This window comes from Nocardioides sp. TF02-7 (genome assembly GCF_022437945.1).
Taxonomy (GTDB): Bacteria; Actinomycetota; Actinomycetes; order Propionibacteriales; family Nocardioidaceae; genus Nocardioides.
Genome location: NZ_CP092535.1, coordinates 284,493 through 298,379, shown reverse-complemented (window position 1 = coordinate 298,379; position 13,887 = coordinate 284,493). Strand labels below are relative to the sequence as shown.

At 72.6% G+C, this 13,887-nt stretch carries 11 protein-coding genes and 1 pseudogene; 8 read left to right on the top strand and 4 right to left on the bottom strand.

Features of this window, described 5'->3' with window-relative positions; translation table 11 throughout:
• Positions 1-36: 36 nt before the first annotated feature.
• From MF408_RS01580 to MF408_RS01565, 4 genes and pseudogenes are all read left to right on the top strand, one after another.
• A pseudogene (locus tag MF408_RS01580) lies at positions 37-855 on the top strand (AAA family ATPase); the annotation flags it as partial.
• Complete coding sequence (locus MF408_RS01575) at positions 740-3,637, top strand: AAA family ATPase (RefSeq protein WP_345893900.1); 2,898 nt, start codon at positions 740-742, stop codon at positions 3,635-3,637. The pseudogene MF408_RS01580 and the gene MF408_RS01575, both read left to right, overlap by 116 nt.
• A 1,309-nt stretch (positions 3,638-4,946) precedes the next feature.
• On the top strand, positions 4,947-5,234 hold the full coding sequence (locus MF408_RS01570) for a transposase (protein WP_240249997.1): 288 nt from the start codon (positions 4,947-4,949) through the stop codon (positions 5,232-5,234).
• Positions 5,231-6,100: an IS3 family transposase gene (locus tag MF408_RS01565; RefSeq protein ID WP_240249397.1), complete on the top strand. Its 870-nt coding sequence runs from the start codon at positions 5,231-5,233 to the stop codon at positions 6,098-6,100. Before MF408_RS01570 ends, MF408_RS01565 begins: the two co-directional genes overlap by 4 nt.
• A 31-nt stretch (positions 6,101-6,131) precedes the next feature.
• On the opposite strand, the gene MF408_RS01560 is transcribed toward MF408_RS01565, so the two are convergent.
• The 3 genes from MF408_RS01560 to MF408_RS01550 form a co-directional block, all read right to left on the bottom strand.
• Positions 6,132-7,280, bottom strand: coding sequence for a DUF222 domain-containing protein (locus tag MF408_RS01560; protein ID WP_240249996.1), 1,149 nt, complete (start codon positions 7,278-7,280; stop codon positions 6,132-6,134).
• Positions 7,281-7,522: 242 nt separating this feature from the next.
• Entirely contained in the window at positions 7,523-8,296 is a 774-nt protein-coding gene (gene ubiG, locus MF408_RS01555; protein ID WP_240249995.1) for a bifunctional 2-polyprenyl-6-hydroxyphenol methylase/3-demethylubiquinol 3-O-methyltransferase UbiG, read from the bottom strand.
• A 70-nt stretch (positions 8,297-8,366) separates the two neighbouring features.
• Positions 8,367-9,092, bottom strand: coding sequence for a sulfotransferase family protein (locus MF408_RS01550; protein WP_240249994.1), 726 nt, complete (start codon positions 9,090-9,092; stop codon positions 8,367-8,369).
• Between the two features lie 71 nt (positions 9,093-9,163).
• Here MF408_RS01550 and MF408_RS01545 point away from each other — a divergent pair, with 71 nt between their 5' ends.
• From MF408_RS01545 to MF408_RS01535, 3 genes are read left to right on the top strand one after another with little or no spacing between them, the layout of a single operon-like run.
• Complete coding sequence (locus MF408_RS01545; RefSeq protein WP_240249993.1) at positions 9,164-11,203, top strand: acyltransferase family protein; 2,040 nt, start codon at positions 9,164-9,166, stop codon at positions 11,201-11,203.
• Positions 11,146-11,307 (top strand): hypothetical protein, encoded by a 162-nt coding sequence (locus MF408_RS01540; RefSeq protein WP_240249992.1) that lies wholly within the window; start codon positions 11,146-11,148, stop codon positions 11,305-11,307. Before MF408_RS01545 ends, MF408_RS01540 begins: the two co-directional genes overlap by 58 nt.
• Positions 11,308-11,317: 10 nt before the next feature.
• The gene (locus MF408_RS01535) at positions 11,318-11,773 is read left to right on the top strand and encodes a thioesterase family protein (RefSeq protein WP_240249991.1); all 456 of its coding nucleotides are present in this window, start codon (positions 11,318-11,320) and stop codon (positions 11,771-11,773) included.
• 33 nt (positions 11,774-11,806) lie between these two features.
• Here MF408_RS01535 and MF408_RS01530 read toward each other — a convergent pair whose 3' ends face one another.
• Positions 11,807-12,874 (bottom strand): hypothetical protein, encoded by a 1,068-nt coding sequence (locus MF408_RS01530; protein ID WP_240249990.1) that lies wholly within the window; start codon positions 12,872-12,874, stop codon positions 11,807-11,809.
• Between the two features lie 82 nt (positions 12,875-12,956).
• On the opposite strand from MF408_RS01530, the gene MF408_RS01525 reads away from it, so the two are divergent.
• On the top strand, positions 12,957-13,880 hold the full coding sequence (locus MF408_RS01525; protein WP_240249989.1) for an NAD-dependent epimerase/dehydratase family protein: 924 nt from the start codon (positions 12,957-12,959) through the stop codon (positions 13,878-13,880).
• The last annotated feature ends 7 nt before the right edge of the window (positions 13,881-13,887 follow it).

Genomic DNA, 13,887 nt, shown 5'->3' with positions numbered 1-13,887 from the left:
TCGCGACCGCCGACCGACCGAGCAAAGGGAGCCTGGGTGTACCTGAAGAGCCTGACCCTCAAGGGGTTCAAGTCCTTCGCCTCCGCGACCACCCTGCAGCTGGAACCCGGCATCACCTGCATCGTCGGTCCCAACGGCTCGGGGAAGTCCAACGTCGTCGACGCGCTCGCCTGGGTGATGGGCGAGGCCAGCGCCAAGAGCCTCCGCGGCGGCAAGATGGACGACGTCATCTTCGCCGGCACCTCGGGCCGCCCGCCGCTGGGCCGCGCCGAGGTGGTGCTGACCATCGACAACTCCGACGGCGCGCTGCCGATCGAGTACTCCGAGGTGACGATCAGCCGGACCATGTTCCGCACCGGCGGCTCGGAGTACGCCATCAACGGCACCCCGTGCCGGCTGCTCGACGTCCAGGAGCTCCTCAGCGACTCCGGCATCGGCCGGGAGATGCACGTCATCGTCGGCCAGGGGCCAGCTCGACACGATCCTGCACGCGACGCCGGAGGACCGGCGCGGGTTCATCGAGGAGGCCGCCGGCGTCCTCAAGCACCGCAAGCGCAAGGAGAAGGCGCTCCGCAAGCTCGACTCCACCGAGGGCAACCTGACCCGGCTCAACGACCTGCTGAGCGAGATCCGGCGGCAGCTGAAGCCGCTCGGCCGCCAGGCCGAGGTGGCGCGCCGCGCCGCCACCGTGCAGGCCGACGTCCGCGACGCCCGCGCCCGGCTGCTCGCCGACGACCTGGTGACGGCCCGCACCGCGCTCGAGCAGGAGCTCGCCGACGAGACCTCCTCGTCGCGCGGCGCGAGCAGGTCGAGCAGGAGGTCGCGAAGGCGCGCGAGCAGGAGGCCGCGCTCGAGGCCGCGCTGCGCGAGGACCTGCCGGCGCTCTCGGCCGCCCAGGAGACCCTGTCGTCGCTCGGTGCGCTGCGCGAGCGGCTCCGCGGCACCCAGAGCCTCGCCGCCGAGCGGGTGCGCAACGCCGCCGGCGCCCGCGAGACCGAGGGCGACCGGGGGCGCGACCCCGACGAGCTCGACGCCGAGGCCGACCGGTTGGCCGAGCAGGAGGCCGAGATCCGGGCGCTCGTCGCCGAGCAGCAGACGGCGCTGGAGGAGGCGGTCGCCGCCCGCAAGGGCGCCGAGGAGGCCGCCGCCCAGGAGGAGCGCCGCGTCGCCGGGCTGCTCCCGCGCCGCCGCCGACCGAAGGGAGGGCCTGGCGCGGCTGCACGGCCAGGTCAACGCCCTGCGCTCACGCGCCACCGCGGCGGAGGAGGAGATCGGCAGGCTCGAGGCCGCCCGGGCCGACGCCCTCGCCCGGGCCGAGCGCGCCCAGCACGACTTCACCGCCCTCGAGACGAAGGTCGCCGGCCTGTCCGCCGGCGAGGAGGGTCTCGACGCCGAGCACGAGGCGGCGGCCGCGGCGCTGGACGACCTCGAGGACCGCCTCGCGAAGACCCGCGAGGAGGCCCAGCAGGCCGACCGCGACAAGTCCGCGCTCGCCGCCCGCAAGGAGGCCCTCGAGATCGGCCTGGCCCGCAAGGACGGAGCCGGGGCGCTGCTCGCGGCGTCCGACACCGTCGCCGGTCTGCTCGGGTCGGTCGCCGCGCTGCTGTCCGTCCGCAACGGCTACGAGGCGGCCGTCGCCGGCGCCCTCGGCGCCGCGGCCGACGCGGTCGCGGTCACCGACGCCGACGCCGCGGTGGCCGCGATCGGCCACCTCAAGGACGACGACCTGGGCCGGGCGGGTCTGGTGCTCGGCGGCGGTTCCGTGGACCGCAGCGGCTGGCCGCAGCTGCCGGCCGGGGCGGCGTACGCCGTCGACGTCGTCGACTGCCCGGCCGACCTGCGTCCCGCGCTGACGCGCCTGCTGGAGCGGACCGCGGTCGTCGCCGACCTGCCGGCCGCGCGGAGCCTGGTCGCCGACCTGCCCGACGTGGTGGCGGTGACCCGTGACGGCGACGTGCTGGGCGCCCACTTCGCGGCCGGCGGCTCCAACGCCAAGCAGAGCATGATCGAGATCCAGGCCGCCGTCGACGAGGCCACCGCGGCGCTCGCCGAGGCGGTCGCCGCCAGCGAGCGGCTCTCCTTCGACCTCGCCCGGCTGGAGAACGAGCGGGCGGAGGCCAAGCGTCGCGTCGACGTCGCGCTCGCCAAGCTGCACGAGTCCGACGCGACGCTGGCCGCAGTGGCCGAGGAGCTCGGCCAGCACGGCTCGCTCGCCCGTGCGGCGCGCGCCGAGGCGGAGCGGATGGCCGACGCGATCGGGCAGGCGACGGCCACCCGCGAGCAGGCGGCTGCCGGCATCGCCGAGCTCGAGGAACGCCTGGCCTCCGCGGAGCAGACCGCCGACGAGGAGCCGGACACCAGCGAGCAGCAGCGCCTGACCGACGAGGCCCGCGCCGCGCGGCAGGCGGAGATGGAGGCCCGGCTGGCGTTGCGGACCTCCGAGGAGCGCGCTCGCGCCCTCCACGGCCGGGTCGACCAGATCCGGCGCGCCGCTGCGGGGGAGCGGCAGGCCCGGGCGAGGGCCGCCGAGCGTCGCGAGCGGTTGCTGCGGGAGGGCCGCGCCGGCCAGGCCGTGGCGTCCTCCGTCTCCTACGTCCTCGGTCGGCTGGAGGTCTCGATCGACCGGGCGCGGCGCGCCCGTCAGGAGGTCGAGGAGTCCCGCCGTGGCCGCGAGCAGGAGCTGATGGGCGTCCGTGGCCGGCTGCGGCACCTGGCGCGGGAGCACGAGGAGCTGGTCAGCTCGGTGCACCGCGACGAGATGGCGCGCACCCAGCAGCGGATGCGGATCGAGCAGATCGAGACCAAGGCGCTCGAGGAGCTCGGCCTGGCCGCCGACGCACTCGTCGCGGAGTACGGCCCCGACCAGCCGGTGCCGGCCTGGGAGGCGGCGAAGGACGGGGCCGGCGCGGACGCCTCGGGCGGGGACGCCTCCGGCGGTGACGCCGAGGAGGCGGAGCCGCGCACCGTGCCCTACGTCCGTGACGAGCAGGTCAAGCGGCTGCGGGCAGCGGAGCGCGCGCTGAGCATGCTCGGCAAGGTGAACCCGCTCGCGCTGGAGGAGTACTCCGCGATGGAGGAGCGGCACAAGTTCCTCACCGAGCAGCTCGAGGACCTCCGCGCCACCCGCAAGGACCTGCTCGACATCGTCCGCGACGTCGACGCCCGCGTCGAGCAGGTCTTCACCGAGGCCTACGCCGACGTCAGCAAGGCGTTCGACCAGACGTTCGCGCGGCTGTTCCCGGGCGGCGAGGGCCGGCTCGTGCTCACCGACCCGTCCGACATGCTCACGACCGGCGTCGAGGTCGAGGCCCGGCCGCCGGGCAAGAAGGTGAAGCGGCTCTCGCTGCTCTCCGGTGGCGAGCGGTCGCTGGTGGCGGTGGCCTTCCTCGTCGCCCTCTTCAAGGCCCGCCCGTCGCCGTTCTACATCCTCGACGAGGTCGAGGCCGCGCTCGACGACGTCAACCTCGGCCGGCTGCTGGAGATCTACGAGGAGCTCCGGGAGAACTCGCAGCTGCTCGTGATCACCCACCAGAAGCGCACGATGGAGGTCGGTGACGCGCTCTACGGCGTCACCATGCGCGGCGACGGCGTGTCCACGGTCATCAGCCAGCGGCTCCGCGAGGCGGAGAGCGCGTAGGCGTCGCCCCGTGGAGGTCCGGGCGACCCGCCGCGGCGACCTGGAGCCGCCGGCCGGGTACGGCGAGCCCGTGGCGGTCGGCCTCGGGCTCTCGGGCCCGGTGGCGACCTGGTCTGCCTGGACGGGCGGGGACGGCGAGGCGGGACCGCTCGTCGCGCTGACGGCGTACGCCGGTGCCGGCGCGCCGGTGGGGACGAACGGACGGGCGTTGGGCGCGCGCCGCGGGTCGGGTCGTCGTGGGAGGTGGCTTCGAGGAGTGATCGGCGTTGGGGTGCGCTGGGCTGGCACCTGGTGCCGGGGAGCGCACGCTAAGGGTCTGGTGGCTGGGGTCGTGCTTGTCGGGGGCGCGTCGGGTGGTCTTGGGTCGTGGTGGGGACGAACGGCCAGGCGTGGGCGCTCGCCGCGGGGGTCGAGGCACCTGGTTGCGGTCGGCGGGTCGCTGCCGGGTTGCTTCGGGTCGACCCTTGTGGTCGGGGTCGAGAGAGGGGCCGTCGAGAAGAGGACAGCTCGTTGGGGTGCGCTGGGCCGGCACGTGGTGCCGGTGGAGCGCACGCTAGGCCTTCGATCGAGTCGAGTCGCCGTTGTCGGGGCCGCGTCGGGTCGTCGTGGGGTCGGGGCAGGGACGAACGGCCAGGCGTGGGCGCTCGCCGCGGGGGTCTAGGCACCTGGTTGCGACCCGCGGGTCGCTGCCGGGTTGCTTCGGGTCGACCCCTGTGGTCGGGGGTCGAGAGAGGGGCCGTCGACAAGAGGACAGCTCGTTGGGGTGCGCTGGGCTGGCACCTGGTGCCGGTCGAGCGCACGCTAGGCCACCGTCGGTGGCCGGGGGTCGCTGTCGTCGGGGGGCGTCGGGTGGTCGTGGGTCGCGGTGGGGACGAACGGCCAGGCGTGGGCGCTCGCCGCGGGGGTCGAGGCACCTGGTTGCGGTCCGCGGGTCGCTGCCGGGTTGTGTCGGGTCGACCCTTGTGGTTGCGGTCCGGGAGGAGAAGGTGATTTCTAGGTTCCGGCGCCCTGGCGCCCCGGGGGCGGGGGTCAGGTTCGTCGTTTGGTGATGAGGAGGTCGCCGTCGGGCAGGCGTCGGTGCTCATAGCTCGGGTTCTCGATGAGGCGGTGGTGGAAGGCGCACAGGCAGACCCCGTTGGCGGGGGTTGGTTTGGCCGCCGTTGCGCCAGGGGTGGAGGTGGTGGATCTCGCACCACTGGGGTTTCACTCGACAGCCTCGGGCGCGGCAGCGTTTGTCGCGGAGGAGCCTGACCCGGTAGCCCGGACACCTGATCTGTAGCGATGATCGCTGCAGGAGAGGAGTCTGTAGATGCCTGCACCATACCCACCGGAGTTCCGCCGCAGAGCGGTCGACCAGGCCCGCAAGCCGGGCGCGTCGGTTGCCCAGGTCGCCAAGGATCTCGGGATCAGCGAGTCCGGCTTGCGTCGTTGGATGGCCCAAGCCGATGTCGACGCCGGCCGCAAGGAAGGGTTGTCGACCCACGAGCGTGAGGAACTGGTTCGTCTGCGTCGGGAGAACCGGCGCTTGGAGATGGAGCTGGAGATCACCAAGCGCGCCGCAGCGTTGTTCGCCAAGGAGAACGTGCTCCCAAAATGAAGTACCGGCTGGTCTGTGAGCTCGCCGGCGACGGGTTCGACGTCGCGGTGACCTGCCGGGTTCTCGGGGTGTCCAGGTCGGGCTATTACGAATGGGTCAAGCGGCCGCCGTCAGAGCGTGACCTCGCCGACGCCTACCTGGCGAACACGATCGTGGCGATCCACGCCGACTCACGCCGCTCTTATGGCTCGCCACGGGTCCACGCCGAGCTACGGCTCGGGATGGGTCTCAAGGTCGGCCGCAAGCGGGTCGCGCGGCTGATGCGGATGCTAGGAGTGGCCGGGATCAGCCACCGGCCGAAGAAGCGGCACCGGCCGGCTGCGGCGGTCCATGAGGACCTCGTGCAACGAAAGTTCGTTGCCGAGGGGCCGGATCGTTTGTGGTGCACCGACATCACCGAGCACCCGACCCGGGGCGGGAAGGTCTACTGCTGCGCGGTCCTGGACGTGTTCAGCCGCGTCGTGGTGGGCTGGTCGATCGCTGACCACATGCGATCTGACCTGGTCGTCGATGCCCTGCAGATGGCGACCTGGCGCCGCCGTCCGGAGGGCACCATCGTCCACTCCGACCGGGGCAGTCAGTACACATCGTGGGTCTTTGGGCACCGGCTCCGCGACGCCGGACTGCTCGGATCCATGGGCCGGGTCGCCTCCTCGGTGGACAACGCGATGATCGAGTCGTTTTGGTCGACCATGCAGCGCGAGCTGCTCGACCAGCAGTCCTGGCAGACCATCGACGAGCTCGGCGGAGCGATCTTTGAGTGGATCGAGGCCTGGTACAACCCGCGCCGCCGGCACACCTCCCTCGGCATGCTCAGCCCCGTCGAGTTCGAAGCCCTTCACACCACCGCCACCCCGGCGGCATGATCACCCAACCAACCGTGTCCGGAGAACCGGGTCAGGCTCCCGGACTCGGATGAGCTTCCGCTGGGCTGGGGTGAAGAGGCGGCGGGTGCGGCCGAGGTCGAGGACCTCGCTGTCGGTGCCGAGGACGGCGGGGATGATGGCGGCGTTGCAGGCCAGGCGGCGGGCTTCGGCGGCGGTCAGGTTGGGTCCGTGTTCGAGGTCGGGCTCGATGAGCCCGGCGACACCGAGGTCGGAGCGCAGGTCCTCGAGGGTGACGGTGACCAGGACGGTGGTGGCATCCCCGCCGTGCTCGGGGAGCCGGTCGGGGTCGAGGCGCTCCAGCAGCGTGCAGAACGCGAGGGCGCGCTTCTTGGGGTAGGGGGATCCGGTCGCCTTCGTTGTGGCAGCCGAGGATCTCGGTCCCGTCGGGTAGCTGGGTGGTGGTCGGCTCCATCGGCTCGTCGGGGTCCGGCGCGTCCTGCTCGTCTGCGGGGTCGCGGTGGCGGGGGCTGGTGAGGGCGTCGAGGTAGGTGTCGAGTCGTTTCGCTGCGGGGGTGGGGATGATCCCGGAGATCCGAGACGTCCCGTCGCCGAGGTCGCGGATCGAGAGCCGCGACCGTTCCTCGGCAGATGCTTCTTCCTCGGCCAGCTTCTTCGCATCCTCTTCGTCGGCGATCTCCGGTGCCACGACGTGCAGGATGTGGCGGCCGAGGATGCGGAGCTGGGTGGGGGTGAACTGTGCGGCGCAGTCGACGAGGGTCTCCTCGGCGTCGGCCTTCACCTGCAGCCCGACCCGCTTGGGCAGGGCGTCGACGGCGCGGACGATCACCCACGCCTGCTCCTCACTCACCCGGCCGTCGGCGAACGCCGCCGCCACGACGGGGAACCGGTCGTCCAACGCCTTCGCCAGCCGCTGGTCCGCCCGGGCATCGCGGAGATCGGCGTTCACCTCGTGGGCCAACCACGACCCCACGTCCGCGGCGGCGTTCTCGCTGGCCACATCACTGGAGGCGGCCATGACCTTCAGCCGCAGCGCCTTGAGCCGCTGCTCGGCCCGGTGCAGCTCGGTGATCGCCGCCGCCTTCGCCTCCGTGGGCATGAACGTCGCCTCCACCCCGGCCACCTCGTCCAGCGCCGCAGCCACCTGCCGGGCGCAGGCCAGCACCGGGTGGGTGCCGGTGCTGGTGGGGGAGTGCGACATCGAGATCTTCTCCAAGGCAGGGCAGACGAGTGTGTTTCCACAGTCATCCTGCCGGAGGCACTCACAGGCGCAATGACACATCCACCCGCCGTGGGAAGCAGGTGGCGACAGTTGGTCCGATTCGCAGAACTCGGTCGCCTTCCTCCTCCCCCAGAAGGGGCTCCGGTCCGCGACCTGCACCCATTCTAGATCGAACAAACGTTCGAATGCAAGGCCTTTCTCGGGTCTTCTTTCGTCCGGCCTCAGGCGCCCTTGACGGCGAACCCCATGTAGGACACCTGCGTGCTCCTGACCTGTCCGAAGTCCAGCCGGCGGCTGAGCTCGCCGTAGGAGATCTTCCCCGCCTTCGCCCTGCGGAGGTTCGTCACGAGCGCGAGCGGGTTCGCGCGAGGTCCGAGGCCGACCACCTCGCGCACCTGCAGCCCGACGTCACGCAGGCCGGTCTCCAGCTCGTCGGGCGTGATGAACATGTCCCAGTCGTGGATGGGGACGTCCATGATCCGGGTGAGCCGCCACTCCTGCATCGTCTTGATCGCGACCATCTTGCTCGCCCGGGTCCGGTTGACGGTGTCGAAGAGGAAGACGCCGCGGGGCGTCAGCGAGCGGGAGATCTCGGCGAGCACGCGGGGGAGGTCCGACACGTGCTCGAGCACGTCGCAGCAGTAGACGAGGTCGAACTCCCCGTCGGTGACCGGCAGGCTCTCGCCGGACCCGACCCGGTAGTCGATCTCGAGGCCCACCTCGGCGGCGTGGCGGCGCGCGGTGTCGATCGACACCGAGGAGGGGTCGACGCCGACGACCTGCGCGCCCAGGCGGGCGAACTCCTCGGCCAGGAACCCGCCGCCGCACCCGACGTCGAGCGCGCGCAGCGCACCGGGGTCGAGCCGCAACCGGTCGAGCACCCCGCGGAAGTACCGGAGCCGGCCCGGCGTCATGCTGCCGTGCAGCATGTTGAGGGAACTGTCCTCGTCCCACCAGCCGGCGCCGTCGCGGTCGTAGACCTCGTTGTCGATCATCGCGCGCCCTCCGGTCAGCCGGCCGTGACCAGCGTACGCCGGCCGGGCCGGCGCGTCGCCGCCCGCGCGCTCAGTAGCCGTAGAGCTCGAAGTCCTGTGCGTAGAGCGCCTCGACGCGTCGCACGAGGTCGGGGCGGCCGGCGTAGGGGTCGGGCTGGCCGTCCTTGCGGGAGTTGGGGATCGTCACCGGGACGTCCGGGAGGCCGGCGTGCTCCCTGATCACGGCGAGGTCGGCGTCGAAGCTCTCGAGCCGGCCGATGTGGTCGTAGTCGACGAGCGGGTGGAGCAGGTTGACGTGCTGGGGGCGCCAGTGGGGGTCCATCTCGGTGAGCGGGTCCTGCTGCTCGATCGCGGTGACGAACTGCTCGAACGTCAGCGGGCTCTCCGGGTCGACGGGGAGCCCGAGCACCTCTTGCAGCCCCGCGCGGTAGTGCTGCTGCCGGACGACCTTGGCGTACCAGGTGGACCGTGCCCGGGCGAGCGGCTCCCGCACGAAGCTGAACCGGAACGCGCCGCCGGCGAGCATCCGGACCACCTCGGGCCAGCCGACGTCCTTGGGCTTGGGCAGCCGGTTGTCGCGGTGCACCCGCTGGGTCATGAAGTCGTGCTCGCCGGTGTGCACGCGGTCGAGCCACAGCGTCATGGTCGAGCAGCCGGCCTTCTGGTTCTTCACGTAGACGCAGCCGTGCTCGGGCAGCACGACGATCGCGCGCGACATCGCCAGCCGGCTGCGGTAGTAGCGACGGAGGTCGGCGAAGGTGGGACCGCCCGCCTGCGCAGCAGCTGCGTCGGTCACCGGCGTCCCCCTCGGTCCTCGGTCGGAGCGGGCCGTCAGGCCCGCCCACCATCTTGGCACAATGGCGCCACATGACCGCCCCCGCCGCCTCGGACCGCGTCGCCGGTCCCGAGGGCGAGGGCGCCGGGGCGGCCGGGGCGGCGGCCGGACGGTCGTCGGGCCTGCGGCCCGAGATCCAGCTGCTCCGCGCAGCGGCGGTCCTGGCGGTCGTCGTCAACCACCTGTGGCCGAGCCGGCTGACGGGCGGCTACCTGGGGGTCGACGTCTTCTTCGTCATCTCCGGCTACCTGATCACCGCCCACCTGCTCCGCGAGCTCGACCGCACCGGCCGGATCGGGCTCCGTGGCTTCTGGGCGCGCCGGGCGCGGCGGCTGCTGCCGGCGAGCCTCCTGGTGCTGGTCGTCACCGCCGGTGCGACGATGCTGTTCCTCCCCGCCACCCGCTGGGACGACGTGCTCCGCGAGATCGCCGCGTCGGCGCTGTACTTCCAGAACTGGCTGCTCGCGGCGGAGGCGCAGGACTACTTCGCTTCGACGGAGTCGCCGTCGCCGGTCACCCACTACTGGTCCCTGTCGCTGGAGGAGCAGTTCTACGTCGTGTGGCCGCTGGTCGCCCTCGGCGCGTACGCCGTCGGCCGGCTGCTCGGACGGCCGCGAGCGGCGGTCGCCGCCGCGTTCGGCGCGGTCGCGGCGGCGTCGCTCGCCTACTCGGTGTGGATCACCGCCGAGCAGCCGACCGCGGCGTACTTCGTGACCCCGGCGCGGATGTGGCAGCTCGGCATCGGCGGTCTCCTCGCGTTCGTCCCGACCCTCGTCCGCGGCCGCCACGTGGTCGCGCTGGTCGGGTGGACGGCGCTGCTGGGCTCGACCGTGGTGTTCGACGAGGCCAGCCCGGTGCCGGGCTGGGTGGCGCTGGCGCCGGTGCTCGGCGCCGCCGCGGTGATCTGGGCCGGTGACGCGTTCCTGTCCCGGGTGCCCGTCCTGCTCCGCCCGGCGTTGGCGGCCGGGCTCTGGGTCGGAGCGATCTCCTACTCGCTCTACCTGTGGCACTGGCCGCCCGTCGTCATCCTCCCCGACGCCCTCGGCGCGCCCCTCGACTCCGCCGATCGGCTCCTGCTGCTCGCCGTCCTCCTGCTCGTCTCGTGGGCCAGCACCCGGTTCGTCGAGGACCCGGTGCGCCGCGCGGGCTGGCTGGTGACCGGCCCCGCCCGCCGTACGTTCGTGCCGGCGGCCATCGGCATGGCGGTGGTCGTCGTCGTGACGCAGCTCGGCAGCGGGTCGGTGGAGGAGCGGCGCGACCGGGTGCTCGACGACATCGAGGCGGCGCTCGCCTCCAACGACCCGTGCTTCGGCGCGCGGGCGATGGCCAACCGGTGCGAGGACCGGTTCCGGCTGCGGTGGCCCGACTCGGCGCTGCTCCAGGCCCGCACCTACGAGGACGAGCCGACGTGGGGCAGCTCCTGCCTGCAGCGGGCCGACCGGCCCGAGCTGCAGACCTGCGAGTTCGGCGTCCCGCGCGAGGAGGCGCGGTTGCGGGTGGCGCTCGTCGGCGACTCCCACGGCCGGCACTGGGTGCCCGCGATCGACGAGCTCGCCGTCGAGCACCGGTGGAACGTCGTGACGATGCTCAAGGGCTCGTGCCCCGTGACGGCCGCGGCAGTGCGGACCCGCAACTACCCGGAGTACGTCGACAGCTGCCGCGCCTGGAACGAGGCCGTCGCCGACGAGGTCGCCGCCGACCCGACGATCGACGTCGTGATCACCTCGGCCAACAGCCGCAACTACACCGTCGACGGCGCCGACACCTCCCGTCAGTTCGCCACGCCGGCGGTGCTGCGCGCCATGGAGGAGGGGTACGTCGAGGTGTGGCGGCAGTGGGTCGAGGCCGGCAAGGAGGTGGTCGTCCTCGGCGACGTCCCGCGGATGCGCAGGGGGACCTGCCGACCTGCGTCATGGAGGCCGGCACCGACGAGGCGCCCTGCACCGCGCCGGTGCGCCGGGCCGCGTCGCCCGACCCGCTCCTCGGAGCGGCCCGCGCCGCCGACGACCCGCGCGTGCACGGGGTGGACCTGCTGCGGTTCTTCTGCGGCCCGCTGCGCTGCCACTCGGTGATCGGCGGGGTCGTCGCCTACGAGGACGAGAACCACCTCGTCGGCTACTTCGCGCGCAGCCTGGCGCCGTACCTCCACGACGAGATGGCCGCGGCGTTCCGGTAGGTTCCCGACGGTGACTGAGGAGCGCCGACGGCCGGGCCGGGACGACTACGTCGCGTGGGACACCGCGACCCTGCGCTGGGCCGACATCGACGTCTACGGCCACATGAACAACGCCCGCTACTTCGAGCTGATCGACACGGTCGTCAACGACCACCTCGCCGCCGCCGTGGGCACCGACATCCGCGCCCTCCCGGCGATCGGCGTGGTCGCCGAGGTGTCCTGCCGCTACTTCCGCGAGGTCACCTACCCCGGCCGGCTCGACCTCGGCATCGCGCTCGAGCGGCTCGGCACCTCGTCGGTCGTCTACCGGGTGGGGATCTTCCAGGGCGACCCGGCGGGCGACGGCGCGACGGCCGCGGCCGAGGGACGGTTCGTCCACGTCTACGTCGACAACACCGACGCGGCGCGTCCGGTCACGCCGATCCCCGACGTCGTCCGGGCCGCGCTCGAGCCGCTCGTCCGCTGACGAGACGCCGAAGGGCGGGACCGCTCGGGTCGATCAGGCGCCGCGCCGCGCCAGCTCCCGCAGCGGCTCCCGCAGCTCCTCGGGCAGCTCGAGCAGCTCGACGTAGTGGTCGACGCGGGCAGGGTCGAGGCGCTGGTCCGTGGTCACGTCGCGCGACCGTCGCGGAGCGCTGAACAGCTCGCCCGACGGGTCGCCGAGCAGGTCGCGGGCGACCGCGCGGTTGGTCTCCTCCCACTGCGCCATGAAGGCGTCGAGCACGTCGTCCGGGAGGGTGAGCGCCGGCCCCGGGGCGGCGTCGAGGAGCCTCTCCACGTAGGGGCGGTTGTCGATCTCGACCCTGCGCAGGTGGTCGGCCTCGCGCCGGTGGATGTTGAGGAGGCGCAGCAGCTCGACCGCCTCCGCGCTCATGCTCTCGTTGCGCGACGGCGTCCGCTCGAGCTCGGCCAGCGGGGTGGTGACGGCGGCGGCGTCCATGAAGTCCTCGACCAGGTCGCCGCCCAGGAACCGGTCCCGCTCGAACCTGCGGACGACGAACGACGTCGGCTCCAGGATCCGGCGGAACCGCTCGAGCCGCCGGCGGTAGTCGTAGAAGTCGCTCCAGTCGACGACGACCCAGTCGGTGAGCCGTCGGGTCTCGCCGACCTTCACCTCCTGCTGGTAGCGGCTGACCAGGTGGTCGTCCTGGCGGCGCAGGTAGACCACGACCGACCGGGAGCCGCCGAAGCGCTCCGTGAACCGCCGCAGCCGCTCCACGGCGGGCTTCGGTGCGCCGTAGAGGCCCTCGTCGGAGAAGACCACCCGGGACGGGGACCACTCGTCGATCTCGCGGAACAGCCGCCGCCGGAACCGGCGGCGGAAGTCGGGCACCGACGTGCGGCCCGAGCGGTGCCACGCCAGGGTCAGCTCCACCTCCTCGTCGGAGCGGATGAACATCCCGAGGTCCGCGTGCCGGGTACGACCGGGCGAACGCGGGTACAGGAGACCGTCGGCGGCCAGTCTCGTGCGGTTGCGGGACAGGAAGCGCTGGAGGGTCGACGTCCCGGTCTTGGCCGTGCCGATGTGGAGGACGACGTCGGGGCGGACGGCGGGCTGGACGGGCACGGTCGGTCCTCCGGGTGTCATGCGAGCAGTGGGCTGGGGCGCCGTTAAGGTGTGCTCGACGTCAGGCGAGTGGAGAGCGTAGATGAAGAACTTGCTGATCACGGGTGGCGCGGGGTTCATCGGGCGCCACCTGGCCGATCACCTGGTCCGGCACGGCGGGTACGCCGTGACCGTGCTGGACAACGAGTCGCTCGGCGACCGCCGGCACCTCGACCTCGACGCCGTGCGCTTCATCGCCGGCGACCTGCGCGACGTCGGCGACGTCCGCGCCGCCGTCGCGGGCCAGCACGCGATCGTCCACCTCGCTGCCGACACCCGGGTGATGGACAGCATCGAGGACCCCGCCAACAACTTCGAGAACAACGTCGTCGGCACGTTCAACCTGCTGCAGGAGGCGCGCGCCGCGGGCGTGAGCCGGGTCGTCGCCGCGTCGACCGGCGGCGCGATCCTCGGTGACGTGGAGCCGCCGGTGCACGAGGAGATGGCGCCGCAGCCGACGTCGCCGTACGGCGCGTCCAAGCTGATGCTGGAGGGCTACCTCAGCGCCTACTCCAGCTCGTTCGGGCTCAGCGGCTGCGCGCTGCGGTTCTCCAACATCTACGGCCCGCGGTCCTTCCACAAGGGCTCGGTGGTCGCCCACTTCTACAAGCGGATCCTGGCCGGCGAGCCGCTCGTGGTCTACGGCGACGGCACCCAGACCCGCGACTTCCTCTACGCCGGTGACCTGGTCGAGGCGATCCGGCGGGCGGTCGAGAGCGACGCCGAGGGCGCGTTCCAGCTCGGCAGCGGCGTCCCGACGACGGTCAACGAGCTCATCGACCACATGCGGAAGGCCACCGGGCGCGACCTGGAGGTGGTCTACGAGGACTTCCGGGCGGGCGAGGTCAAGGACACCTGGTGCCGCATCGAGAAGGCGCGGAGCGGCTTCGGCTTCGACCCCGCCACCCCCTTGCCCGACGGGCTGCGGACCACCTGGGAGTGGTTCGCCCAGCAGCAGCGCGACTGACGACGCG

Excerpts from the sequence above, each read along its gene's own strand:
- MF408_RS01525 (WP_240249989.1), top strand. The coding sequence starts at position 12,957 with ATGAAGAACTTGCTGATCACGGGTGGCGCGGGGTTCATCGGGCGCCAC.
- ubiG (WP_240249995.1), bottom strand. The coding sequence starts at position 8,296 with ATGATCGACAACGAGGTCTACGACCGCGACGGCGCCGGCTGGTGGGAC.
- MF408_RS01545 (WP_240249993.1), top strand. The coding sequence starts at position 9,164 with ATGACCGCCCCCGCCGCCTCGGACCGCGTCGCCGGTCCCGAGGGCGAG.
- MF408_RS01570 (WP_240249997.1), top strand. The coding sequence starts at position 4,947 with ATGCCTGCACCATACCCACCGGAGTTCCGCCGCAGAGCGGTCGACCAG.
- MF408_RS01560 (WP_240249996.1), bottom strand. The coding sequence starts at position 7,280 with ATGTCGCACTCCCCCACCAGCACCGGCACCCACCCGGTGCTGGCCTGC.
- MF408_RS01565 (WP_240249397.1), top strand. The coding sequence starts at position 5,231 with ATGAAGTACCGGCTGGTCTGTGAGCTCGCCGGCGACGGGTTCGACGTC.